This is a genomic window from Roseovarius atlanticus, assembly GCF_001441615.1.
GTDB lineage: Bacteria > Pseudomonadota > Alphaproteobacteria > Rhodobacterales > Rhodobacteraceae > Roseovarius > Roseovarius atlanticus.
On record NZ_LAXJ01000002.1, the window covers coordinates 421,838 to 444,868 of the forward strand.

The window sequence follows — 23,031 nt, forward strand, 5'->3', positions numbered from 1 at the left end:
TCAGAAAAACACGTCCGCCGCCGGGATGACGTGGCGCGATTTGGCATCTGTTAGAACAAGATTGCCGCCCGCGTCCACCGTCTCGAACGTGCCGGTGAAGGTCTCGCGCCCCGTCCGCGCCGTGATCACCTCGCCCAGACGCGCGGCGCGCTCCATCCACGCCGCGCGGATGGGCGCGAACCCGTAGGTCACGAACTGCGCCTCCAGCTTGGCATAGGCCGGCGCCAGCAAATCGAGGAACTCCTCGGGGTCGATCTCCACCCCCGCCTCGGACATGAGCGACACGGGCCGCACCGCGCCCGGCTCCACCGCGTCCGCCTCGGGCGCCGCGCGCAGGTTCACCCCGATCCCGATGGCGAAATGGCTCAACGCCCCGCCCCCGCCAGCGCTTTCCAACAGGATCCCGGCCACCTTGCCGCCATTCAGCAGCACGTCATTCGGCCATTTCAACGCAAAGCCCAAGGGCCGTCCCGTCGCCGCCACGAAAGCATCGTAAAGCGCCAGCGACGCCACGAAGGACCGCAGCGCCACTTGGTCCGGGCTTTCCGTGGGCCGCATCACCAGCGTCGCCGCGAAATTGCCCGCCGGGTTGGCCCAGGCCCGCCCGCGCCGCCCCCGCGCCGCCGTCTGATGCCGCGCCAATATCCATTCCGGCCCTTGCAGGCGGGCCGCGATCCGCGCCGCCTCCGCATTGGTGCTGTCCACCTCGTCCAGCACCCGCCGCCCGTATCCCTCTGGCCACGGCTCTTTCATTGTTCCGAAAATACTCCCGCCGCAGGCGCCCGAAAAACAAAGCGACGCGCCAACGGCGCGTCCCCTTTTGCCAGATTGCGGTCCGGCTTAATTGACAAGCGTCGCCGCCGCGGCCTGCGCCATGCTTTCCACGCCGAACATGTTCACGATCCCCACGACCATGATCGTCGCCGACACCATCAAAAAGCCCCACAGCACGGGCGACTTGCCCGCCTCCAGCGGCTCGCCCTCTTCGCCGAAATACATGTAATAGACGATCCGCAGGTAATAGAACGCGCCGATCACCGACGCGATCACACCGGCCACAGCCAGCCAGACCAGCCCGCCATCATACGCGGCCCGCAGCACGTAAAGCTTGCCGAAAAAGCCCAGGAGCGGCGGCACGCCCGCAAGGCTGAACATCAGGATCAGCATCGCCAGCGCCCGGCCCGGATGGGCCCGGCTGTAAAGGTTCAGGCTGGAAATATCCGTTACCGGACGTCCGTCCCGCTCCATCGACAGGATAAAGGCGAAGGTGCCCACGTTCATCGTCACGTAAATGGCCATGTAGACCAGCATCGCCTGCACGCCGAACACCGTGCCCGCGGCCAGCCCCATCAGGGCATAACCCATATGCGCAATCGACGAATAGGCCATCAGCCGCTTGATATCCCTCTGGCCGATCGCCGCGACGCCGCCCAGGAACATCGACAACAGCGACAGCACCGCGATCACCTGCTGCCAGTCGCCCACCACGCCGCCGAACGCGTCATGCGCCACCCGGGCAAAGAGCGCCATCGCCGCCATCTTGGGTGCCGTGGCGAAAAAGGCCGTGATCGGCGTGGGCGATCCTTCGTAGACGTCCGGCGTCCACATGTGGAACGGCACGGCGGACACCTTGAACGCCAGCCCCGCCAGCACGAAGACCAGCCCGATCAGCAGCCCAATCGGCGCCTGCCCCTCGGCCGACGCGATGATCCCGGAAAACAGCGTCGTGCCGGTATAGCCGTAAACCAGCGACGCGCCATACAGCAGGATGCCCGAACTCAGCGCGCCCAGCACGAAATACTTCAGCCCCGCTTCGGTCGATTTCACGCTGTCGCGCCGCAGCGAGGCGACGACATAAAGCGCCAGCGACTGCAACTCCAGCCCCATATACAGCGCCATCAGGTCGCCCGCGCTGACCATCATCATCATGCCCACGGCCGCCAGCGCCACCAGCAGCGGATACTCGAACCGCAGCATGTCGCGCTGCGCCATGTATTCCTGCCCCATCAGCAGCACCGCGGCGGCGGACAGCAGCACCGCGACCTTGGCGAAGCGCGCGAACCCGTCATCGTTGAACATGCCGCCGAACGCCGTGCGGGTGCCGTCGCCCGAGAACCCGATCCAGGCCGCCATCAGCACAAAGACCGCCGCCGTGATCCACACCAGCAGCGGCGCGAACCGATCCTTGCCGGTATAGGCCACGCCCAAAAGCGCCGCCATCGCGTAAACCGAGATCAGGATCTCCGGCAGGATTACACTCAGATCTGCCTGCATGGGACTACTCCGTCGCAGCGGCCAGCTTGGTCGCGCTCTCCGCGTCGACCAGGGCCGTTTCATAGTTGGAAATCAGCGCCTCGACCGAAGGGCCGATGATGTCGGTCACAAGGCTGGGATAGACACCCAAAAGCAAGGTCATCACCACCAGCGGGGCAAAGATTGCCTTTTCGCGCTGCGTCATGTCCTTGATCGACTTCAGGCTCTCCTTGATCAGGTCGCCCAGCACCACCCGGCGATAAAGCCACAGCGCATAGGCCGCCGACAGGATCACGCCCGACGTGGCCACCAGCGCCACCCAGGTGTTGACCTTGAATATCCCCATCAGCGTCAGGAATTCCCCGATGAACCCCGACGTGCCCGGCAGACCGACATTGGCCATCGTGAACAGCATGAAGATCAGCGCATAGGCCGGCATCCGGTTCACGAGGCCCCCGTAGGCGTCGATCTCGCGCGTGTGCATACGGTCATAAATCACGCCCACGCACAGGAACAGCGCGCCCGAGATAAAACCGTGGCTCAGCATCTGAAAGATCGCGCCGTCGATCCCCTGCTGGTTCGCCGCGAAAATCCCCATCGTGACGTAGCCCATGTGCGCCACGGACGAATAGGCGATCAGCTTCTTCATGTCCTCCTGCGCCAGCGCCACCAGCGAGGTATAGACGATGGCGATGGCGCTCATCCACAGGACCAGCGGCGTCAGCACCTCGGCCCCCACCGGGAACATCGGCAGGCTGAACCGCAGGAAACCATAGCCGCCCATCTTCAGCAGGATCGCCGCCAGCACGACCGACCCCGCCGTGGGCGCCTGTACGTGCGCGTCCGGCAGCCAGGTATGCACGGGCCACATCGGCATCTTGACGGCAAAGCTGGCAAAGAACGCCAGGAACAGCAGAGTCTGCATCCCGCCCACGATCTGCACGCCAAGAACATAGAAATCCTCGGACCCGAAGGCATGGGTCATCAGCGTCGGAATATCCGTCGTGCCCGCCTCGGCAAACATGGCCACCATTGCCACCAGCATCAGCACCGAGCCGAGGAAGGTGTAGAGGAAGAACTTGAAGGAGGCATAGATGCGCTCCTTGCCGCCCCAGATCCCGATTATCAGGAACATCGGGATCAGCCCCGCCTCGAAGAACAGGTAGAACAGCACCAGGTCCAGCGCCATGAACACGCCCAGCATCAGCGTTTCCAGCAGAAGGAAGGCGATCATGTACTCCTTGACGCGGGTGGTCACGTTCCACGACGCGGCGATGGTGATCGGCATCATGAACGTGGTCAGCATCACGAACAGCACGCTGATCCCGTCCACGCCCATCTTGTATTGCAGGCCCAGAAGCCACTCGCGCTCTTCCACGAACTGAAAGTCCGTATTCGCCGGGTCGAACCCGAACAGGATGAACAGCGACACCAGGAATGTCAGACCGGTCGCGATCAGCGCCACCCACTTGGCGTTGCGCTGCGCCATGTCGTCCTCGCCGCGCAGGAACACCGCCAGGATGAAGGCCGCGATGGCAGGAATGAACGTGGTGATCGAAAGCAGGTTATCCATCAGTTCGCTCCCCCGCTCAGGCTCATCCACGTCACAAGCACCGCAATCCCGATGACCATGGCGAACGCATAGGTAAAGATGTATCCCGACTGCGCCCTGCCGGCGAGGCGGGTGAAGAACGGGATGATCCCCATCGCGACCCCGTTGATGGTGCCGTCGATGACGTTGCCGTCACCCTTTTTCCAAAGGAAGCTGCCCAGCCGTTTTGCCGGCCGCACGAAGACGAAGTCGTAGATCTCGTCGAAATACCACTTGTTCAGCAGGAACAGGTATAGCGGGCGCTGGTTCTCGGCCAGCCGTCCGGGGATCGACGGGTTCAGGATGTAGAACCACAGCGCCGTCAGGAAGCCGATGATCATCGCCACGAAGGGGCTGACCTTGACCCATTTCGGCACCGCGTGCGCGTCGTTCAGGATCGTGTTGCCCTCGGCGGCATAGATCGCCCCCTCGCCCGGCTCCCCGGTGAAGACATAGTGATGCTCCTCGCCATAGCCGCCCTCGGCCTCGGCATGGGCCTCCCCCTCCTCGGCATGGCTCTCGTCGGCCGCCACGGTCTCTTCACCGTGGTCCTCGGCGCCTTCCTCGTGATGCTGCTCTTCCGCATAGGGCACGCCAAAGAACTTCGCCACCTGGTCGGTATGCCCGAAGAAGCTGTTGTACCAGATCATGCCCGCAAAGATCGATCCCAGCGCCAGCACGCCCAAGGGCGCCACCATCACCATCGGGCTTTCATGCGCGTGCTCGTGGGTGTGCTTGTCTCCCCGCGGCTCGCCCCAGAACGTCAGGAACATCAGCCGCCAGCTGTAAAAGCTGGTGAAAAGCGCCGCGATGACCAGGGCCCAGAAGGCAAAACCACCAGCCGTGCCCGCATAGGCGCTCTCGATGATCGCGTCCTTCGACAGGAACCCGGCAAAGCCGATCGTGGTAAGCGGAATGCCCACGCCGGTGATCGCCAGCGTCCCGATCAGCATCGCCCAGAACGTATAGGGCAGCTTCTTGCGCAGCCCTCCATAGTTCCGCATGTCCTGCTCGTGATGCATCCCGTGGATCACCGAGCCCGCGCCAAGAAACAACATCGCCTTGAAGAACGCGTGCGTGAACAGGTGAAACATCGCCACGCTATAGGCACCAACGCCCGCCGCCACGAACATGTAGCCCAGCTGCGAACAGGTCGAATAGGCGATGACGCGCTTGATGTCGTTCTGCACCAGCCCCACCGTGGCGGCAAAGAACGCCGTCATCCCGCCCAGCACCGTCACGAAGGCCAGCGCGCCGGGCGCGAATTCCATCAGCGGCGACATCCGGCAGACAAGGAACACGCCCGCCGTCACCATGGTCGCCGCGTGGATCAGCGCCGACACCGGCGTCGGGCCTTCCATCGCGTCCGGCAGCCAGGTGTGCAGGAACAGCTGCGCCGATTTCCCCATCGCCCCGACGAACAACAGGAAAGCGATCAGGTTCGCCGCATTCCACTCCGTCCACAGGAACGTCAGCTGCGTGTTGGCCAGTTCCGGCGCCGCCGCGAACACATCGTCGAAATTGATCGAGCCTGTCAGGAAGAACAGCGCGAAGATCCCCAGCGCAAAGCCGAAGTCTCCCACCCGGTTCACCACGAACGCCTTGATCGCCGCCGCATTGGCGCTCGGCTTGCGGAAATAGAACCCGATCAACAGGTACGACGCCAGGCCCACGCCCTCCCAGCCAAAGAACATCTGCGCCAGGTTGTCCGCCGTCACCAGCATCAGCATGGCGAAGGTGAACAGGCTCAGGTACGCAAAGAAGCGTGGGCGATAGCTCTCGTCGTCGCGGAAATTCTCGTCATGGGCCATGTAGCCCATGGAATAAAGGTGCACCAAAGCCGAGACCGAGGTGATCACGATCAGCATGATCGCCGTCAGCCGGTCCAACCGGATCGACCACGCCACATCCAGCTCGCCCGACTGGATCCAGTCCAGGATGTGGATGTATTGCGTCGTCCCGTCAAAGCTGAAGAACACGATCCAGCTCAGGAGCGCCGACAGGAACAACAGCCCCGTCGTTACCCACTGCGCCCCCGCATCCCCGATGACGCGCCAGCCGAAGCCCGCGATGATGGCGCCCAGAAGCGGGCCGAAGAGAATGATCTGTTCCATGCCCTCAGCCCTTCATCACGTTGACGTCTTCCACGGCAATCGTGCCGCGGTTGCGGAAGAAGCAGACCAGAATGGCAAGCCCGATGGCGGCCTCGGCGGCGGCCACTGTCAGCACGAACAGGGTAAAGACCTGCCCCACCATGTCGCCCAGAAAACTGGAGAATGCCACCAGGTTCACGTTGACCGACAAGAGCATAAGCTCGATCGACATCAAGAGGATGATCACGTTCTTCCGGTTCAGGAATAGCCCGAATATCCCGATGACGAACAGCGCCGCCGCCACCGTCAGGTAATGCTCCAGTCCAATCATCTCGTCCCTCGGTCCTTGTCTCGGGGGCCCGTTCGCACCCCGGTCGCCTTCTTAGTTCCACGTGCCGGGATAGATCTCCCGGCAGGCGCATGTCTCGTTCTTCGAGCGCAGGATCAGGACCCGCGCGTATCCGTCCTTGCCGTAAAGCGCCCTGGCCGCGCGCTCCACGTTCTTCAGGCTCAGCTTTCGGCCCGCCTGCACGTCGCCGCGCAGGAACTCGGTCGCGGTCATCTGCGCCTCGCCCTCGCCCGCACCGATGCCATGCACCGCCACGCTGCGCCCCGACCGGCAGTCGGTGACCCGAAAGCCGTTGAAGTCGTTCAGCTCCGGCACCGGCCCGTCGGCGGCGGCAATCCGGCCATCGGCGGTATCGAGGTTGCGGTAGGTCTCGATCACCAGCCCGCTGTCGCCATCCCCGAACGCCTGTGCGCCGTAAACCAGCATCCCACGCTCCGCGCCATCACACACCGGCGCAGGCGTCAGCGCCGAGACCCCGGCCCCGGTCACGGCCAGCCCGAAGGCCAGCGCATATGTGGCCGCAGTCTGCACGCCTACAGCCCCTGCCCCGGTTTCACGTCTTTCAGCTCCATCGCCTTGGCCGGGTCGCGATACATCTGCGCCAGCACGTCCTGCCGCTTGACGTCCGAGCGGTGGCGCAGGGTCAGCACGATCGCGCCCATCATCGCCACCAGCAGGATCAGACCCGCCAGCTGGAACAACAGGAAATACTTGTCATAAAGCAGCATCCCCAGCGCCTTGGTGTTCTCCAGGTCCGTGGGCGTGACAGCCGCGCGCGCACCCTCGGCCCCCGTGGCCATCTGCCAATTGCCGAAGGCGATGCCGAACTGCATCAGCAATATGATCCCAATGAGCAGCGCCAGAGGCATGTATTTCGCCATCTCCGCCTTCAGCTCGGCGAAATCCACGTCCAGCATCATAACGACGAACAAAAACAGCACCGCCACCGCGCCCACGTAGACGATGATCAAGAGCATCGCCACGAACTCCGCACCCAATAGAACGAAGAGGCCGGCGGCAGACAAAAACGCCAGGATCAGCCACAGGACCGAGTGCACCGGGTTCCGGCTGACCACCGTGAACAGCCCACCGGCCAGCAGCGAGACCGCAAAGAGATAGAAGGAAAACGCGGCGATGGTCATGTCTCACTGTCCTCGTCTTTGGCCTCGTCCATGACCTCGCGGGCGAACTCCATCGCCCGGTTCATGGACGGGATACCGGCGAACATCGCCATCATCGCGATGGTCTCGGCAATCTCGTCTTTCGTGGCGCCCGCTTCCAGCGCGTGGCGCACGGTCATCCTGATCTGCGTATCGCTCTGGGCGCCCAGCATGGTCAACCCCGCAAGCGTGATCAGCAGGCGCGTCTTGGCGTCCAGCCCATCCTTGCTGATCCCCTTGCCGAACATCATCTCCATGAATTCCTTGGGCATGGTCGGCCACATCGCCTCGAACCCCTTGGGCGAGAACGACTCCAGCGCCGGATTCATGGTTTTCACCATCTCCTGCGCCTGCGCCATCATGGCCTCGAACGGGTTCGTGGGGGTGCTCATCGGTACGGCGCGTCCATTTCCAGGTTGCGGGCGATCTCGGCTTCCCACCGCTCGCCGTTCTCCAAGAGTTTCTGCTTGTCATAGAACAGCTCTTCGCGGGTCTCGGTGGCGAACTCGAAATTCGGTCCTTCCACGATGGCATCCACCGGGCAGGCCTCCTGGCAGAAGCCGCAATAGATGCACTTGGTCATGTCGATGTCGTACCGCGTCGTGCGGCGGCTGCCATCGTCGCGCGGCTCGGCGTCGATGGTGATCGCCTGCGCCGGGCAAATGGCCTCGCACAGTTTGCAGGCAATGCACCGCTCCTCGCCATTGGGATAGCGCCGCAGCGCGTGCTCGCCCCGGAATCGCGGGCTCAGCGGCCCCTTTTCATGTGGGTAGTTCAGCGTCGCCTTGGGGGCAAAGAAGTACTTGAAGCCCAGCTTGAAGCCGTGAAACACGTCCTTCAGCAGGAAGTACCCCGCGGCGCGTCCGTAATCGATCTGCGTCATGCCGTCGAACCTCCGGTTTTCTCAAAGCGCGTGGCGCCCGCATTCTCGGCGCCCTGCCACCTGGTTTCATAGTCGCTCTGCAACGCGAAATCGGGCAGATGCGACTCTTCCGTCTTCTCGATCTCGTAGCTCAGATAGACGCGGCCCGGTCCGATCCGGTTCTTCAACTTCAGCCGCACGCCGGTCTGGGCCGGATCGCTCATCTTGGTTTGGCCGAACCCGTCCTTGGGGTCGAACGGCAGCGACCGGCAGTCGATCACCTCGCAGTTGCACGCCCGGCGCCAGAATGTCCACACCAGTTCCGGGTTGAACTGGTACATTCCGTGCCCGTACCACCCGTTGAACCCATTGATCGACAGGAACCGCCCGCCGGGCTTCAGCATACGGTAGACGCTCTCCAGCGCGTTGGGGATGTGAAACACATGCTCGATCGTGCCGCCGTCATAGATAAAATCGAACTGGTTCTGCAATTCCGGGGGCGGAAGCGTGTTGAGGTCGTGCAGAACATGCGCGCCCTCATAGCTTGAAAAATCCATCGACTCGATCTCGCCGAAACCAAGCTTGCGGAACAGGGTTTCCGAAAACCCGTCCTCCTGCAACAGATCGAACCGCTGCAAATCCTCGAACCCAAGGCGCTTGAGCGTCTTGTCATAGCGATTGCGATTGGCACGATGAATCCGGAAATGCTGCCGCCCCAGCATCAGCGTCCGGCCTTCTGGCCGAAACCGGGTGGCCAGTTCCGCCAGGCGCTCGAATGACGCGTAGTCGATCCCCATCGCGCGCCTCAGCCTCCCATCGCGTAGCGGGCCCAGAACGCCCCGAAGACTTCGAATTTCGCCAGGAAGGACACGATCACCACCCAGGCAAGGCTCAGCGGCAGGAACACCTTCCACCCCAGCCGCATCAGCTGGTCATAGCGATACCGCGGCGTGATCGCCTTCACCATGGCGAAGAGGAAGAAGAAGAACGCCATCTTCGCCACCATCCAGAACACCCCGTCCGGGATGCCCGGAATGGGCGACAGCCACCCGCCAAAGAACAGCAGGCTGGTCAGCGCGCACATCAGGAAGATCGCGATGTATTCGCCGGCCATGAACAGCAGGAACGGCGTCGAGGAATATTCCACCTGGTATCCCGCCACCAGTTCCGACTCCGCCTCCGGCAGGTCGAAAGGCGGGCGGTTGGTTTCCGCCAGGCACGAGATGAAGAACAGGAACACCATCGGCAGATGCGGCAGCCAGTACCAGCCGAAGAAGCCGTAATTGGTATCCTGCGCCGCCACGATCGACCCGAAATTCAGCGACCCGGTCGAGATGATCACCCCGATGATGATCAAGCCGATGCTGACCTCGTAGGAAATCATCTGTGCCGCCGACCGCAGCGAGCCAAGGAAAGGATATTTCGAGTTCGAGGCCCAGCCGCCCATGATCACGCCGTAGACTTCCAGCGACGACACCGCGAAGACGAACAGGACCGCCACGTTGATATCCGACAGCACCCAGCCGTCATTCAGCGGAATCACCGCCCAGGCCAGCACCGCCAGCACGAAACTGGCCATCGGCGCCATCATGAACACGGTCCGGTCCGCGCCCGCCGGCACCACGACTTCCTTGACCACGTATTTCAGCGCGTCGGCCACCGTCTGCAACAGACCGTAAACGCCCACCACGTTCGGCCCCCGCCGCATCTGCACCGCGGCCCAGATCTTGCGATCGCCGTAGACAAGGAACAGCAGCGACACCATCACGAAGCCTACCACCGCAAGGCACTGCGCCGTGATCAGCACAAATATCCCAAGCGGGGTTGTCAGAAATTCAGCCATTCGTCCCTCATACCGTCGGTATCCCGTTCTCCGCGCAACTGGCGGCCACGACTTCCGCGTCGATCCTTATGATGCCGCCGGGCAGCGACGGCGAGATGGTGTAAACCGCATCTGCGGTCCAGATGCCACCCCGTTCGTCCACATTCGTGCGCACGTGGCGCGCAAATCCGTATCCCCGGATCAGCGCGTACTGCGCCGCCGCGCATTCGGCGTATTTGCTCACATCCTCTGCGTCCCGCGCCCCGGCCATTTCCACCCGGAAATTCACCAGATCCCCGTCCAGAAGCCGCGTCTCGATTCCCCGGTATTCGGGGGTGAACTCGGCGTCGGGGTCCGCACCCGGCGCGGCACAGGCGGCTAGGCCCGCAAAGGCCATGACCGACAGCGCCCATATGCCAAGCGCGGCTTGCGTCATTCCGCGGCCACCGGCGCTTCGCGGCGGTCCTTGGCGTTGGCGCTCAGCTCGGCCATCAGCGCGCTGGCGCGGGCAATCGGGTTGGTCAGGTAGTGATCGCCCAAGGCCGCCCCGATCGATCCCGCCGACGGCTCGACCTTTTCCACCATGGTCCAGTCGTTCTCCGGCACCGCGTCGATCTGCGCGATATGCGGCACCGCCTCGATCAGCGCGCGGCGCAGCTGCGCCAGGCTGTCAAAGGGCAGCACCGCGCCCATCTCGCCCGACAGCGCCCGCAGGATCGCCCAGTTCTCCTTGGCCTCGCCCGGCGGATGACCCGCGCGCAGCGCCAGCTGCGGACGGCCTTCGGTGTTCACGAAGACACCCTGTTCCTCGGTATAGGCGGCGGCAGGCAGAATGATGTCGGCCCGATGCGCGCCCCGGTCGCCATGGCTGCCCTGGTAGATCACAAATGGCCCCTCGGCGATCTCGATCTCGTCGGCGCCCAGGTTATAGATCACGTCCGCGCCCTCCAGCGCCGCCGAGATCCCGCCTTCGGTCACACAACCGGCATCCATCGCGCCCACGCGCGACGCAGCGGTGTGCAGCACCAGCATCTTGCCGCCCATCTTCTCGGTCAGCTGCATCGCCGTGCTCAGCGCGGCGGGCCCGCCATCGCCGATCAGCGCGCCCTGCCCTATGATCACGATGGCGTCCTCGGTCTCTTTCGCGTCGGACAGCAGCTGCGGCAGCACCCGGTTGCGCGGCCCCATCTGCGTCGCGTCATAGGTCAGCTCCGCCGGCTGCCCGGCATGGACCACCTCGGCCCCGCGCAGCCAGGCCTTGCGGATCCGCGCGTTCAGCACCGGCGACTCGACGCCCGGATCGGTGCCGATCAGCACGATCTTCTTGGCCGTATCGATATCCTCAACCCGCGCCGTGCCCACATAGGCCGAGCGGTTGCCCGCCACCAGGTGCGCGCCATCCGTGCGGCATTCCACGCGCCCGCCCTGGCCTTCGACCAGTTGTTTCAGGGCAAACGCCGCCTCCATCGGGACGAGATCACCCACAAGGCCCGCCACGGTCTTGCCTTTCATGGCCTCGGCGGCCTTGCCCAACGCCTCGGGCCAGGTGGCCGGGCGCAGCTTGCCGTTCTCGCGGATGTAAGGCTTGTCCAGCCGCTGGCGGCGCAACCCGTCCCAGACGAATCGCGTCTTGTCGGAAATCCATTCCTCGTTCACGCCGTCATGGTTGCGCGGCAGGATGCGCATCACTTCGCGCCCCTTGGTGTCCACCCTAATGTTGGACCCCAGCGCATCCATCACGTCGATGGTTTCCGTCTTGCTCAGCTCCCACGGGCGGGCCGTGAACGCATAGGGCTTGCTCACCAGCGCCCCCACGGGGCACAGGTCGATGATGTTGCCCTGCATGTTGCTGTCCAGCGTCTCGCCCAGATAGGCGGTGATCTCGGCATCCTCGCCCCGGCCGGTCTGGCCCATCTGGTTGATCCCGGCCACCTCGGTGGTGAACCGCACGCAGCGGGTACAGGAAATGCAGCGTGTCATGTGGGTTTCCACCAGCGGGCCCAGGTTCAAATCCTCGGTCGCGCGCTTCGGCTCGCGATAGCGGCTGAAGTCCACGCCATACGCCATGGCCTGGTCTTGCAAATCGCACTCGCCGCCCTGGTCGCAGATCGGACAGTCCAGCGGGTGATTGATCAGCAGGAACTCCATCACGCCTTCGCGCGCCTTCTTGACCATCGGGCTGTTGGTGCGCACGACCGGCGGCTGGCCTTCGGGACCAGGCCGCAAGTCGCGCACCTGCATGGCGCAACTGGCCGCCGGCTTCGGCGGCCCGCCGACAACCTCCACAAGGCACATCCGGCAATTGCCCGCGATCGACAGCCGCTCGTGGTAGCAGAACCGCGGGATCTCGATCCCCACCTGCTCGCAGGCCTGGATCAGGGTCATCGCCCCGTCCACTTCCACTTCCTGATCGTCGATGATGATTTTGCGAAGGTCAGACATGAATTCTCACTTTGCTCTCAGAAGCTGCCCGATCTGGCTGCCGCTCGCCATTTCGGCTTGGCCCAGAACACACAGGCTTGCGGGGTCAAGGTTGCTGGCCCCTTTCGATTTGAAATACGCGTTGCGCCGCTCGCGCATGGCCGCCTTGTTGGCGTCGTTGTTGATATACGCGTCGATCTCGGCCTCGCTGTAGCCGCGCTCCGCCGCCGCCTTTTTCAGCGCGTTGGCATAGGATTGCGCCCGGAACAGCCGCCCGCCGATGCTGCCGCACTCGCGGCGGATCTTGTCCGCCGCCGCAAGATAGAGCAGCCCCTGGTTTATCCCGGCCTCGTCCTTCAGTCCCGCTTGCGCAGGCAGGGCCGCCGCCGTCAGGGCCGCGCCCAGGGCCAGACCCACGATCTTGCTCGATACACGTTTCATATCTGTCTTCCTCTCACAAGGGCGCCCGGACCATCCGCCGCGCCATCTGCTGCGCAGATGGTCCCCAGCGGCGCTGTTATGCAATAACAGCCGGCCCATGCCGTTGATATGAAAGATGATTTTACCACAGAACGCATTTCCCGGTGAAGGTCAGCTTGTTGCCGTTGGGCTGGACCGTGCCGCGCGGCGCCAGCGGGCTGATGTACCACTCCACCTCCGAGGTGCCGAAATTCTGCACGCAGTACCGCTTGCCCTCGTAGGCCCCCGCCGCCAGTGCGCCGTCGTAGCCGCGGTTGACCCGCGGCACCGTCACCACGAACCGCTCGCGGTTGTCGCGCGAGGCCGCCTTGGACTTCTGCTTGTAGAATACCCCGTTGAACGTGATCCGTTCGGTGGTCCGGGCACACCCCGCCACCATCGCACCGGCCATCAGAACCAGCACAAGGGCCTGCGCCCCGCCTTTTATCGTCGTCATCCTGGTCACGCTCTCTGGTCTTCCATTCTTGTCATTCCGCCGCCACCGGGGCGCAGCCGCGCGTCCGCCACAGCCGGGCCTCTTTCGCATGGGCCCAGCCAAAGGCATGGTCGCTGTCGCCCTCAGCCTTCAGATGCTCCAGCCGCGCCAACCCCTCGTCCAGTGTCGGCCGATGCCCCTGCGGCACCCACCACATGACGAAATGCATGTCGCCCATCACCTCGAACCATTCGGCCCGGCGTTCATAGAACTGCCGGTGCACCGTGTTCCAGACGAAATTCTCCAAGCTCTCCACGTCCTCCCAGACGGTCAGGTTGGCCACGAATTGCGCGTCGCCCCCGATAGTGTTCTCGGTGTTGCCCGTGCCCGGCTCGCCCGAGCCTTCCATCATCCACACGAACCCCGGCATCCGCTTGCCCATGCCGTTGATCCGGTCGAGCGCCGCCATGAACTCCGCCACACGCGGGTCATCCGTCGGCGCGACCAAGCGCCCGACGTTAAGTTGCGCCAAATGATATGTCTCAGGCGTCATCAGTTAACCTCACACCGGGAACTGCCCGGCCAGACGGAAAAGCGCGACCACCGCCCAAAGCACCAAGAGGCCCAGAAAGACAAAAGTACCCTGCAAAAGCCGTCGCGCCAAAGGGCTAAGCTGCACCTTGTCGATCCCGTGAAACCCGCATTGCTCACAGGGACGGCCATAGGGATAAGGCCGCTTGCCGCAAGTCGGGCAGGTATTGGGAATGGTGCGCGCCACATCCTAACCGCCTTACTCTGCCGCCACCGCAGACACCTTGCCGGTGCGCTGCGCCTTGATGCGGTCCTCGATCTCGTCGCGGAAGTTGCGGATCAGGCCCTGGATCGGCCAGGCCGCCGCATCGCCCAGGGCACAGATCGTGTGCCCCTCGACCTGCTTGGTCACGTCGAACAGCATGTCGATCTCCTCGACCTCCGCTTCGCCTTTCACCAGCCGGTCCATCACCCGCATCATCCAGCCCGTACCCTCGCGGCAAGGCGTGCATTGCCCACAGCTTTCGTGCTTGTAGAATTTCGAGAGCCGCCAGATCGCCTTGATGATGTCCGTGCTCTGGTCCATCACGATCACCGCCGCGGTGCCCAGGCTCGATCCGACCTCGCGAAGCGCGTCGAAATCCATCACCGCGTCTTTCATTTTCTCCCCGCGCACGCACGGCACGGATGACCCGCCGGGAATGACCGCCTTCAGGTTGTCCCAGCCGCCTCTGATGCCGCCGCAATGCTTCTCGATCAACTCTTCAAAGCTGATCGACATCGCGTCCTCGACCACGCAGGGGTTGTTCACATGCCCCGAGATGGCAAAAATCTTGGTGCCCGCGTTGTTGGGCCGCCCGAAGCTCGCAAACCACTCCGGCCCGCGCCGCAGGATCGTCGGCACCACCGCGATGCTCTCCACGTTGTTCACCGTCGTGGGGCAGCCATAAAGGCCCGCGCCCGCCGGAAACGGCGGCTTCATCCGGGGCATCCCCTTCTTGCCTTCCAGGCTTTCCAGCAGCGCGGTTTCCTCGCCGCAGATATACGCCCCCGCCCCATGCACCAGATACAGGTCGAAATCGTATCCCGACTTGCAGGCGTTCTTGCCGATCAGCCCGGCCTCGTAGGCCTCGTCGATGGCCGCCTGCAACGCCTCTTTCTCGCGGATGTACTCGCCACGAATGTAGATATAGCACGCGTGCGCCTGCATCGCATAGCTGGCGATCAGGCACCCCTCGACCAGCGTGTGCGGATCGTGCCGCATGATCTCGCGGTCCTTGCAGGTGCCGGGCTCGGATTCGTCGGCATTGACCACCAGATAGGCGGGCCGCCCGTCACTTTCCTTGGGCATGAAGGACCACTTCAGACCGGTCGGGAAGCCCGCGCCGCCCCGGCCGCGCAGCCCGCTGGCCTTCATCTGTTCGACGATCCACTCGCGCCCGTTTTGCAGGATGGTCTTGGTCCCATCCCAGTGGCCACGCGCCTGCGCGCCCTTCAGGCTGCGGTCGTGCATCCCGTAGAGATTGGTAAAGATACGATCCTGATCGTCCAGCATCAGATAACCCCTAGTTTCCCCGGCTGTCGCGCCAGATTTGATAGATGAGCCAGAAGGCGAAGAGGAACCCCGCCAGCGCCACAAGGTCGAATGCAAGGCGCAGCTCGGTGCTGAACCCTTCCTTCTCGCCAATCAGGGTGACCAGCACCCAAAACACGCCGGTGCCGGCAATCACCAGCCCGGCGCGTCGGCCCTTTTTCGGCACTTGGTCGCGATTGCTCATGCGCCTCGCTCATTCAGTAAACGTCGCCCTTGTCCACGCGCTTCGAGAACTCGGTCTCGCCGCCCGCTGCCAGCGTCTTGGCCTGTTCGATCCAGTTGTCGCGGCTCACCCGGCCCTTGAACCCCACGAGGTTCGCATCGACCCAGGCCACCTCTTCGTCGGTCCAGTTGGCGATCTGGTCGAAATGGTAGAACCCCATATCGTGCAACACGCCTTCCAGCTTCGGCCCGACACCCTTGATTTCCTTGAGGTTGTCGGCCGTGCCGCCGCGCGGGCCGTCCAGGGTGGCAGGCTTGGTGCCCACGTCCTCTTCGGCCGTGTCCGCGGGTTTGGCCTTGGGCTTGGCGGGGGCCGACTTTGCCTTGGTCTCGGTCTTCTTCGCCTTGGGTGCGGCCTTGGGTGCCGCATCCACCTGCGCGCCCGCTTCGGCATCCGTGGTGGCCGAGGTAAAGGTCGGGTCCTGTGCCGTGGCCGCGTCATTGCCGCCCGAATGCGACTCGGCCCGCATGGCGACCTTGTCGGTGCCTGCGGCTGCCGCGCTGGTGCTTGCCGCCGCGGCTGTGGTGCCCATGCCGGTGCGCGCGTTCAGCGGATCGGCCTTGTTCGGCAGAACCGGTTCGGGCGCGGTGCCCACCGGCGGATTGGGCTTGGGCGGATTGGGCACCGGTGCCTTTGGCGCAGGCGTGCCCCGGTCCTTCGGCGCATTCACCTTCGGCGGGCCGGAGGGGGTACCGCCACTCGAGGCCGCTGCCGCCGCGCTTCCCTCGGGCATATCCTCCATCTGCCCCAGATCCGCGTTTTCCCCCGTGCAGAATATCTGCAAGAGAACCAGCGCCATGAACACGCCCATCGCCAGCCCCAGCAGAAGCGCCGCGAATATCCCGACCTTGCCGGTCGCGGCGTAGATCGCGATGATCCCCGCTCCGACACCGACGCCCAAGCATACCAGCTTGCACTGAGACTTCATTATATCATCGAACATGGCTCAACTCCCTTTGGCGTGAAGATCGTCTAGTAGACGTCCCCCTTTTTGACTTTCTTAGAAAATTCCGTCGTCCCGCCATCGGCCAGCGTCTGCGCCTGGGCGACCCAGTCGTCCCGGCTGACCCGGCCCTTGAAGCCTTCCAGGTTCTGATCCACCCAGGCCACCTCCCGTGGCCCCCATGCGGCGATCTGATCGAAATGGTAAAAGCCCATGGAGTGCAAAAGCTGTTCCAGCTTCGGCCCCACGCCCTTGATCATCTTCAGGTCGTCCGGCCCGCCCTCGCGGGCGGCGTCCAGCGTCTCGGGCTTGGTGCCCTCATCGACGTCCGCCGCCGCGGCCTTCGGCTTGGCCGTCTCGCTCTTGTCCTCGCCCGCGGGCTCGTCCTTGGACACCGGGTTGGCCTTGCTCTTGGCCGGCGCCTCGGCCTTGGTCGCGCCGGTATCGTCGGCGGGCCGCCCTTCCGAGCGGTCGGGTTTCGGCGCTTGAAGCCCCGGATTGGCCGGCGACTCGTTTATCTTCACCTTCGGCGGTGCGGGCTGATGGTTGGCGCCATGCTCGCGCCACGGCGCCACCAGCGGCACCTCGCTGCCGTCGATCCGCCTGATCGTGTCGCCCAGATCCACCGCGCGCTGCACCGAGCCGTTGTATTTGGTGTGACCCGAATCGAATTCCTTGAGCGTCGTCAGCCCGGCCAGCGGTTCCGACGCATAGCGCCCGTTCTGCGGCCCCGGCACCGGCACCGTGCCGGCGGCGAACTCGTCGATCATCTCGGCAAAGCGTTCGGCGGTCAGATCCTCGTAGTAATCCTTGCCGATCTGCGCCATCGGCGCATTGGCGCAGGCCCCCAGGCACTCCACCTCTTCCCAACTGAACTTGCCATCCGCGCTGACCGTATGCGGCTTGTCGGCGATCTTCTCGCGGCAGACCCCGATCAGGTCCTCGGCCCCGCAGATCATGCACGACGTCGTGCCGCAGATCTGGAAATGCGCCACGCTGCCCACCGGCGACAGCTGGAACATGAAATAGAAGCTGGCCACTTCCAGCGCCCGGATATGCGCCATCTCCAGCATGTCCGCGATATGCTCGATCGCCGGACGGCTCAGCCAGCCCTCCTGCTCCTGCGCACGCCACAAAAGCGGGATGATCGCGCTCGCTTGGCGGCCTTGCGGGTATTTCGAGATCTGCGCCTCCGCCCACGCCTGGTTGTCCGGCGTGAAGGCAAAGCTCTCGGGCTGTTCTCTGTGTAGACGTCTCAGCATCAGGCTGCGCACGCTCCTGTCGTCATTCTGATCCCACCGCCCTCAAGGCGCACGGCGCGTTCGGTCGTCACCATGTAGGCGGCCATCTGGGTCGATTGCTCGCGGGTCAGGCCGGTCTGCAACTCGACCGGCAGATAATCCGCCTCGGTCTTCAGGGTGCAGCCGATGCTGGCCACCGCGACCTGGAACTTGGCCACGTCCTGCTCGCCCGTCCCCTCGGGCGGCGCGGTGCAGCCTGCGACGATCCCCAATGCCGCAATGGCGCCCATCAAACCAATCTTGTTCTTCATCTTGTCGTCTCTCCGAACCTTCGCCGTCCCTGTTCCGGCCTTGTTTTTGTACAGGGAGAATAAATGCCGTCCCGCCTAGCGGTCGATCTCCCCAAAGACCACGTCCATCGTGCCGATGATCGCCGCCACGTCGGCCAGCTGATGCCCGCCCGCGACATGATCCATCGCCTGCAAATGCAGGTAGCCCGGCGCGCGCAGCTTGGCGCGGTAGGGCTTGTTGGTGCCGTCCGACACCAGGTAGACGCCGAATTCGCCCTTGGGCGCCTCGACGGCGCAATACACCTCGCCCTCAGGCACGTGGAACCCTTCGGTGTAAAGCTTGAAGTGATGAATCAGCGCCTCCATCGAGGTCTTCATCTCGCCCCGCTTGGGCGGCGTGATCTTGCCCCGCGACAGGATATCGCCCTGCCCCTCGGGCGCGCGCAGCTTCTCGATCGCCTGCAGGATGATCGACACCGACTGGCGCATCTCCTCCATCCGGCACAGGTAGCGGTCATAGCAGTCGCCGTTCTTGCCCACCGGGATCTTGAAGTCGAACTCGTCATAGCATTCATAGGGCTGCGCCCGGCGCAAATCCCACGCCATGCCGCTGCCGCGCACCATCACGCCGGAAAAGCCCCAGTCCAGCGCCTCCTGCTGGCTGACCACGCCGATATCGGCGTTGCGCTGCTTGAAGATGCGGTTCTCCGTCAGCAACCCGTCGATATCGTCCATGAACTTCGGAAACTCGTCCCGCGCCCAGGTCTCGATATCGTCCAAGAGTTCGGGCGGCAGATCCTGGTGCACGCCCCCCGGCCGGAAATAGGCCGCGTGCAGACGCGCGCCGCAGGCCCGCTCGTAGAAGATCATCAGCTTCTCGCGTTCCTCGAACCCCCACAGCGGCGGCGTCAGCGCGCCCACGTCCATCGCCTGCGTCGTGACGTTCAGCAGGTGGTTCAGCACCCGCCCGATCTCCGAGAACAGCACCCGGATCAGGCTGGCGCGCCGCGGTACCTCGACACCCGTCAGCTTCTCGATGGCCAGGCACCAGGCGTGCTCCTGGTTCATCGGCGCCACGTAATCCAGCCGGTCGAAATAGGGCAGGTTCTGCAGGTAGGTCCGGCTTTCCATCAGCTTCTCGGTGCCGCGGTGCAACAGACCGATATGCGGGTCGCACCGCTCGATGATCTCGCCGTCCAGCTCCAGCACAAGGCGCAGCACGCCATGCGCCGCCGGGTGCTGCGGCCCGAAGTTGATGTTGAAATTGCGGATCTTCTGCTCGCCGGTCTCGGTGTCGGCAAAGCCCTTGATCAGCGGTTTGGAGCCGTCCATCATCCTTGGTCTCCTTATCCTCTATCGTCCGCGCGGGGGCCGAACGCCATCAGGTACAAAAGCGCCAGCGCGCCCAGCGGAAAGATCGCCACCAGCGCCCATGGGCTGGCGATGCCGTAGCCCGGCAGCAGCTTCCAGAAGGGAACCACGAACGCCGCCATGAACAGTATAACCCAGAACATGTCCGCCGTACCCTCTTCGCTTCGGCTCACTTGGCCTTCTCGTCGGTTTTCTCGTCGCCCGGCAGGATGTAATCGGCACCCTCCCACGGGCTCATGAAGTCGAACTGCCGGTACTCCTGCACCAGCTTCACCGGTTCGTAGACCACCCGCTTCTGCACCTCGTCATAGCGCACCTCGGTATAGCCCGTGGTCGGAAAATCCTTGCGCAGCGGGAAGCCGCGAAAGCCGTAATCGGTCAGGATGCGCCGAAGGTCAGGATGGCCGCTGAACAGGATGCCGAACATGTCGAACACCTCGCGCTCGAACCAGTTGGCCGACGGGTGCACATCGGTGATCGACGGCACCATGTCCTCTTCGCGCACCGCGACGCGCAGGCGGATGCGCTGGTTCTGGTACATGCTCAGGAAGTGATACACCACGTCGAACCGCTTGGGCCGGTCCGGGTAATCCACCGCCGTGATGTCCACCAGCGTCGAAAAGCGGCAGTTGGGATCGGTCTTCAGGAACTCCACCAGCCCCTTGATGCTGTTCAGCGCCGCGGTCATGTTCAGCTCGCCATGATCCACCGACCAGCCGGCCACGCAATCGGGCCGGCGGCTTTCGATATGGGTTCCAAGTTCGGTCAGCGCGTCAGTCATCTTGCATCCCCCAAAGGCGCCTCAGCGCACGATCGTCCCGGTGCGCCGGATTTTCCGTTGCAGCTGCATGATACCATAGACCAGCGCCTCGGCCGTCGGCGGGCAGCCGGGCACGTAGACATCCACCGGCACGATCCGGTCACAGCCGCGCACCACCGAATAGCTGTAGTGATAATACCCCCCGCCATTGGCGCAGGAGCCCATGCTGATCACGTAGCGCGGCTCGGGCATCTGGTCGTAGACCTTACGCAGCGCCGGCGCCATCTTGTTGGTCAGCGTACCGGCCACGATCATCAGGTCCGACTGGCGCGGGCTGGCGCGCGGCGCCGTGCCGAACCGTTCCAGGTCATAGCGCGGCATCGAGCTGTGCATCATCTCGACGGCACAGCAGGCCAGGCCGAAGGTCATCCAGTGCAGGCTGCCGGTGCGGGCCCAGTTGATGATGTCCTCGGTCGAGGTGACAAGGAACCCCTTGTCCTGCAACTCGCGGTTCAGCGCCTGCGTGGCGGTGTCACGCTGGTAATCGTCGGCATAGGCCTCCAGCGGCACCTGGCTCGACGGTCCGGCCTTGACGCGCGGGCTCTGGTACCCCTCGCTCTGGACGTCCGTGACCATGGCCTCTTCCTCGTCGACGGCTGTCTTGTCCTCTACTGCCATTCCATCGCCCCTTTCCGCCATTCATAGGCAAACCCGGCCGTCAGCACCGCCAGGAAGACCATCATCGACCAGAACGCCGTCATGCTGAGATCCGCAAAGGCCACGGCCCAGGGAAACAGCATCGCGATCTCCAGATCGAAGATGATGAACAGGATCGAAACAAGATAGAACCGGACATCGAACTTCATGCGCGCGTCGTCGAACGCGTTGAAGCCGCATTCATAGGCACTGACCTTTTCGGGGTCCGGGTGGCGCACGGCCAGCACGACCGCCGCAAGGATCAGCACAAGCCCAAGACCGATAGCTATCCCCAGAAGAACGAGAACCGGGAGGTACTCCCGCAGCATCTCTTCCACGTGTGGCTCCTTTCATGCGCACCGTGTCATCGGACGGTCGCGCATAAGATTGGCGAACATACTCGTCAGGGTTTACCCCTGCCCCGGGGCAGGGTCAACCAAGCGACAGGCGTTTTCGCACACGTATCGGGCGCCGAAAAGCCATTGAATACCACGGTATATCGAAATCCGCGCCCGTGCCTTCGACCGGGCAAATTGACGCGATGGTCCTGTTTGCCCCAAATCCCGGCAAAATCGCCCGCCCGAATGCGACCGGGCCACGGCCGCGACAGCGACGCCAAGGTCGCGCGCGCGGCCCGCCCCCCCCTCAGAACGTCATCTTCACACCGGCGATCAGCGTGTGCGATTCCACCGATCTGTCGCCCGTCACACGCGGCAGGATCAGCGGCACGAAGCCCGCGTTGTACATGTATTCCGCGCCCAGCGTGACATGCGGCGCGGCCTCGTATTCCACGCCCAAGATTACTTGCTCCATCCGCTCCCACTCCGTGCCGCGATTGCCCTGCACGCCCCGACTGGCCGAGATCGACCAGGTCACGGGCTTGCCCGCGATCTGCCGGTGCCAGCGCGCCTGCACCGTCGTGGCCTGCACGTGATGCCCGGTCGCGGGCCAGTCATGCATCGACCGCGTGAACTCGGCCTGCACGTCGAACCGCGGCCCGCTCCAGGTCAGGTTGACGTCCCACAGCTCGTTCCAGAACCGGTTGATCCCCCGCCCCGGCGGGTGATGCGCGATGGTGCTGTCGTATATCGACCCACGCAGGTATCCCGCCCCGACCGTCAGGTCATGTCCGGGCGCGACCGCGACCCGATGCGCGCCGTTCAGCGCGAAATTCGACAGCGCGCCGTCGTTCCTGGGGCTGCTGATCACCCGGTTGCCGCGATGCGCCGGGATCAGGGTAAAGGCCAGCTCGGTGCGGTCGGTGACATAGCCCAGCTCGATCACCGGGTCGTCGCTCTGGGACCAGAAATAATGGCTCGAATGGGTGTGGGTAAAGGGCGCATAGCTGGCGAAATTGCCGAAATTCAACGTCTTGCGCCCCACCGCCAGGTAAAAGGACGACCGGCTCAGATCCCCCAGCACCAGCATGTATTTCCGCAGCTGGATGTCGTCCTGACCGGGATACTCGACCTCGGTGAACTCGCCCTGCACGAACCCCGTGACCAAGGGCAGCGCCAGCGTGGCATTGAGCGAGATCTCGTTGATCACGCCATAGCTGTCGGAGGTGCCGCGCGTATGGGTGGGGGGCAGCCGCGACAGGATGGGAAACTTGCCCGGCGTGTCCGTGCGCTCGGAAATCCACGTGGCGATCAGCCGCCCGCCGAAGGTCAGAGAGCCCTCCGGCACCCGCCCGGCGGCCCGCGCCCGCAGCAACAGCGCCGCCTTGTTCGTCACGTGGTCCTGGCGGTCGAACATCTCTTCGGAAAACCGCAGATCGGCGCGCAACCGGCCGTCCGCCGTCGCGTAGATACCCTCCTCGGCCGCGGCGAAACTGGCCGAAAGCCAGCACAGCCCGGCGCACAGCATCGCCGTTTCCAAGGCTCCGAGACATTGCAGAATACGCTTCATAACCGTCCTTTCCGGCCCCACGGGGCTC

28 protein-coding genes are annotated in these 23,031 nt (G+C 64.0%); all 28 read right to left on the reverse strand.

Annotated elements, in window-relative coordinates; all coding sequences use genetic code 11:
* The 28 genes from XM53_RS02350 to XM53_RS02475 all read right to left on the reverse strand — a co-directional run bounded on the left by XM53_RS02350 (window position 1) and on the right by XM53_RS02475 (window position 23,003).
* Window positions 1-753, reverse strand: coding sequence for a biotin--[acetyl-CoA-carboxylase] ligase (locus XM53_RS02350; RefSeq protein ID WP_057789859.1), 753 nt, complete (start codon window positions 751-753; stop codon window positions 1-3).
* An 87-nt stretch (window positions 754-840) separates the two neighbouring features.
* Window positions 841-2,274: an NADH-quinone oxidoreductase subunit NuoN gene (gene nuoN / locus XM53_RS02355; protein WP_057789861.1), complete on the reverse strand. Its 1,434-nt coding sequence runs from the start codon at window positions 2,272-2,274 to the stop codon at window positions 841-843.
* Between the two features lie 4 nt (window positions 2,275-2,278).
* A complete protein-coding gene (locus XM53_RS02360; RefSeq protein ID WP_057789863.1) occupies window positions 2,279-3,826 on the reverse strand; it encodes an NADH-quinone oxidoreductase subunit M in 1,548 nt (515 codons plus the stop codon).
* Window positions 3,826-5,958: an NADH-quinone oxidoreductase subunit L gene (gene nuoL, locus XM53_RS02365; RefSeq protein WP_057789865.1), complete on the reverse strand. Its 2,133-nt coding sequence runs from the start codon at window positions 5,956-5,958 to the stop codon at window positions 3,826-3,828. Before nuoL ends, XM53_RS02360 begins: the two co-directional genes overlap by 1 nt.
* A 4-nt stretch (window positions 5,959-5,962) precedes the next feature.
* A complete protein-coding gene (gene nuoK / locus XM53_RS02370; protein ID WP_057789867.1) occupies window positions 5,963-6,268 on the reverse strand; it encodes an NADH-quinone oxidoreductase subunit NuoK in 306 nt (101 codons plus the stop codon).
* A gap of 51 nt (window positions 6,269-6,319) precedes the next feature.
* Window positions 6,320-6,817, reverse strand: coding sequence for a hypothetical protein (locus tag XM53_RS02375; RefSeq protein ID WP_057789869.1), 498 nt, complete (start codon window positions 6,815-6,817; stop codon window positions 6,320-6,322).
* A gap of 2 nt (window positions 6,818-6,819) precedes the next feature.
* Window positions 6,820-7,428, reverse strand: coding sequence for an NADH-quinone oxidoreductase subunit J (locus XM53_RS02380; protein ID WP_057789871.1), 609 nt, complete (start codon window positions 7,426-7,428; stop codon window positions 6,820-6,822).
* A complete protein-coding gene (locus tag XM53_RS02385) occupies window positions 7,425-7,838 on the reverse strand; it encodes a carboxymuconolactone decarboxylase family protein (protein ID WP_057789873.1) in 414 nt (137 codons plus the stop codon). Before XM53_RS02385 ends, XM53_RS02380 begins: the two co-directional genes overlap by 4 nt.
* A complete protein-coding gene (gene nuoI, locus XM53_RS02390) occupies window positions 7,835-8,329 on the reverse strand; it encodes an NADH-quinone oxidoreductase subunit NuoI (RefSeq protein ID WP_057789875.1) in 495 nt (164 codons plus the stop codon). Before nuoI ends, XM53_RS02385 begins: the two co-directional genes overlap by 4 nt.
* On the reverse strand, window positions 8,326-9,105 hold the full coding sequence (locus XM53_RS02395; protein WP_057789877.1) for a class I SAM-dependent methyltransferase: 780 nt from the start codon (window positions 9,103-9,105) through the stop codon (window positions 8,326-8,328). Before XM53_RS02395 ends, nuoI begins: the two co-directional genes overlap by 4 nt.
* Window positions 9,106-9,113: 8 nt before the next feature.
* Window positions 9,114-10,151, reverse strand: a complete 1,038-nt coding sequence (gene nuoH / locus XM53_RS02400; RefSeq protein WP_057789879.1) for an NADH-quinone oxidoreductase subunit NuoH — start codon at window positions 10,149-10,151, stop codon at window positions 9,114-9,116.
* A gap of 7 nt (window positions 10,152-10,158) precedes the next feature.
* Window positions 10,159-10,527, reverse strand: a complete 369-nt coding sequence (locus XM53_RS02405) for a hypothetical protein (protein WP_057790317.1) — start codon at window positions 10,525-10,527, stop codon at window positions 10,159-10,161.
* Between the two features lie 35 nt (window positions 10,528-10,562).
* On the reverse strand, window positions 10,563-12,572 hold the full coding sequence (gene nuoG / locus XM53_RS02410) for an NADH-quinone oxidoreductase subunit NuoG (RefSeq protein ID WP_057789881.1): 2,010 nt from the start codon (window positions 12,570-12,572) through the stop codon (window positions 10,563-10,565).
* Between the two features lie 6 nt (window positions 12,573-12,578).
* Window positions 12,579-12,992, reverse strand: a complete 414-nt coding sequence (locus XM53_RS02415) for a DUF5333 domain-containing protein (RefSeq protein WP_057789882.1) — start codon at window positions 12,990-12,992, stop codon at window positions 12,579-12,581.
* 121 nt (window positions 12,993-13,113) lie between these two features.
* Window positions 13,114-13,467: a hypothetical protein gene (locus XM53_RS02420; RefSeq protein WP_057789884.1), complete on the reverse strand. Its 354-nt coding sequence runs from the start codon at window positions 13,465-13,467 to the stop codon at window positions 13,114-13,116.
* A 31-nt stretch (window positions 13,468-13,498) separates the two neighbouring features.
* Window positions 13,499-13,999: a DUF3291 domain-containing protein gene (locus XM53_RS02425; RefSeq protein ID WP_057789886.1), complete on the reverse strand. Its 501-nt coding sequence runs from the start codon at window positions 13,997-13,999 to the stop codon at window positions 13,499-13,501.
* A gap of 9 nt (window positions 14,000-14,008) precedes the next feature.
* On the reverse strand, window positions 14,009-14,224 hold the full coding sequence (locus XM53_RS22930; protein ID WP_144435423.1) for a hypothetical protein: 216 nt from the start codon (window positions 14,222-14,224) through the stop codon (window positions 14,009-14,011).
* Between the two features lie 12 nt (window positions 14,225-14,236).
* Complete coding sequence (gene nuoF, locus XM53_RS02430; protein ID WP_057789888.1) at window positions 14,237-15,532, reverse strand: NADH-quinone oxidoreductase subunit NuoF; 1,296 nt, start codon at window positions 15,530-15,532, stop codon at window positions 14,237-14,239.
* A 10-nt stretch (window positions 15,533-15,542) separates the two neighbouring features.
* Entirely contained in the window at window positions 15,543-15,755 is a 213-nt protein-coding gene (locus XM53_RS02435; RefSeq protein WP_057789890.1) for a DUF5337 domain-containing protein, read from the reverse strand.
* A 13-nt stretch (window positions 15,756-15,768) separates the two neighbouring features.
* A complete protein-coding gene (locus XM53_RS23675; protein ID WP_236544398.1) occupies window positions 15,769-16,737 on the reverse strand; it encodes a hypothetical protein in 969 nt (322 codons plus the stop codon).
* A gap of 29 nt (window positions 16,738-16,766) precedes the next feature.
* Window positions 16,767-17,999: an NADH-quinone oxidoreductase subunit E gene (locus tag XM53_RS02445; protein ID WP_057790319.1), complete on the reverse strand. Its 1,233-nt coding sequence runs from the start codon at window positions 17,997-17,999 to the stop codon at window positions 16,767-16,769.
* Window positions 17,999-18,289 carry a hypothetical protein gene (locus XM53_RS02450; RefSeq protein WP_057789892.1) on the reverse strand — a complete coding sequence of 97 codons (291 nt, stop codon included), beginning with the start codon at window positions 18,287-18,289 and terminating at the stop codon, window positions 17,999-18,001. Before XM53_RS02450 ends, XM53_RS02445 begins: the two co-directional genes overlap by 1 nt.
* A 75-nt stretch (window positions 18,290-18,364) precedes the next feature.
* Complete coding sequence (locus tag XM53_RS02455) at window positions 18,365-19,600, reverse strand: NADH-quinone oxidoreductase subunit D (protein ID WP_201455369.1); 1,236 nt, start codon at window positions 19,598-19,600, stop codon at window positions 18,365-18,367.
* Window positions 19,601-19,614: 14 nt separating this feature from the next.
* Window positions 19,615-19,812, reverse strand: coding sequence for a hypothetical protein (locus tag XM53_RS22935; RefSeq protein ID WP_144435424.1), 198 nt, complete (start codon window positions 19,810-19,812; stop codon window positions 19,615-19,617).
* Window positions 19,809-20,420, reverse strand: coding sequence for an NADH-quinone oxidoreductase subunit C (locus XM53_RS02460; RefSeq protein ID WP_057789896.1), 612 nt, complete (start codon window positions 20,418-20,420; stop codon window positions 19,809-19,811). The genes XM53_RS22935 and XM53_RS02460 overlap by 4 nt, the downstream gene beginning before the upstream one ends.
* Window positions 20,421-20,441: 21 nt before the next feature.
* Window positions 20,442-21,077, reverse strand: a complete 636-nt coding sequence (locus tag XM53_RS02465; protein WP_236544399.1) for a NuoB/complex I 20 kDa subunit family protein — start codon at window positions 21,075-21,077, stop codon at window positions 20,442-20,444.
* A complete protein-coding gene (locus XM53_RS02470; protein WP_057789898.1) occupies window positions 21,068-21,433 on the reverse strand; it encodes an NADH-quinone oxidoreductase subunit A in 366 nt (121 codons plus the stop codon). The genes XM53_RS02465 and XM53_RS02470 overlap by 10 nt, the downstream gene beginning before the upstream one ends.
* A 307-nt stretch (window positions 21,434-21,740) precedes the next feature.
* Window positions 21,741-23,003: a hypothetical protein gene (locus tag XM53_RS02475; protein WP_057789900.1), complete on the reverse strand. Its 1,263-nt coding sequence runs from the start codon at window positions 23,001-23,003 to the stop codon at window positions 21,741-21,743.
* Window positions 23,004-23,031: the final 28 nt, after the last annotated feature.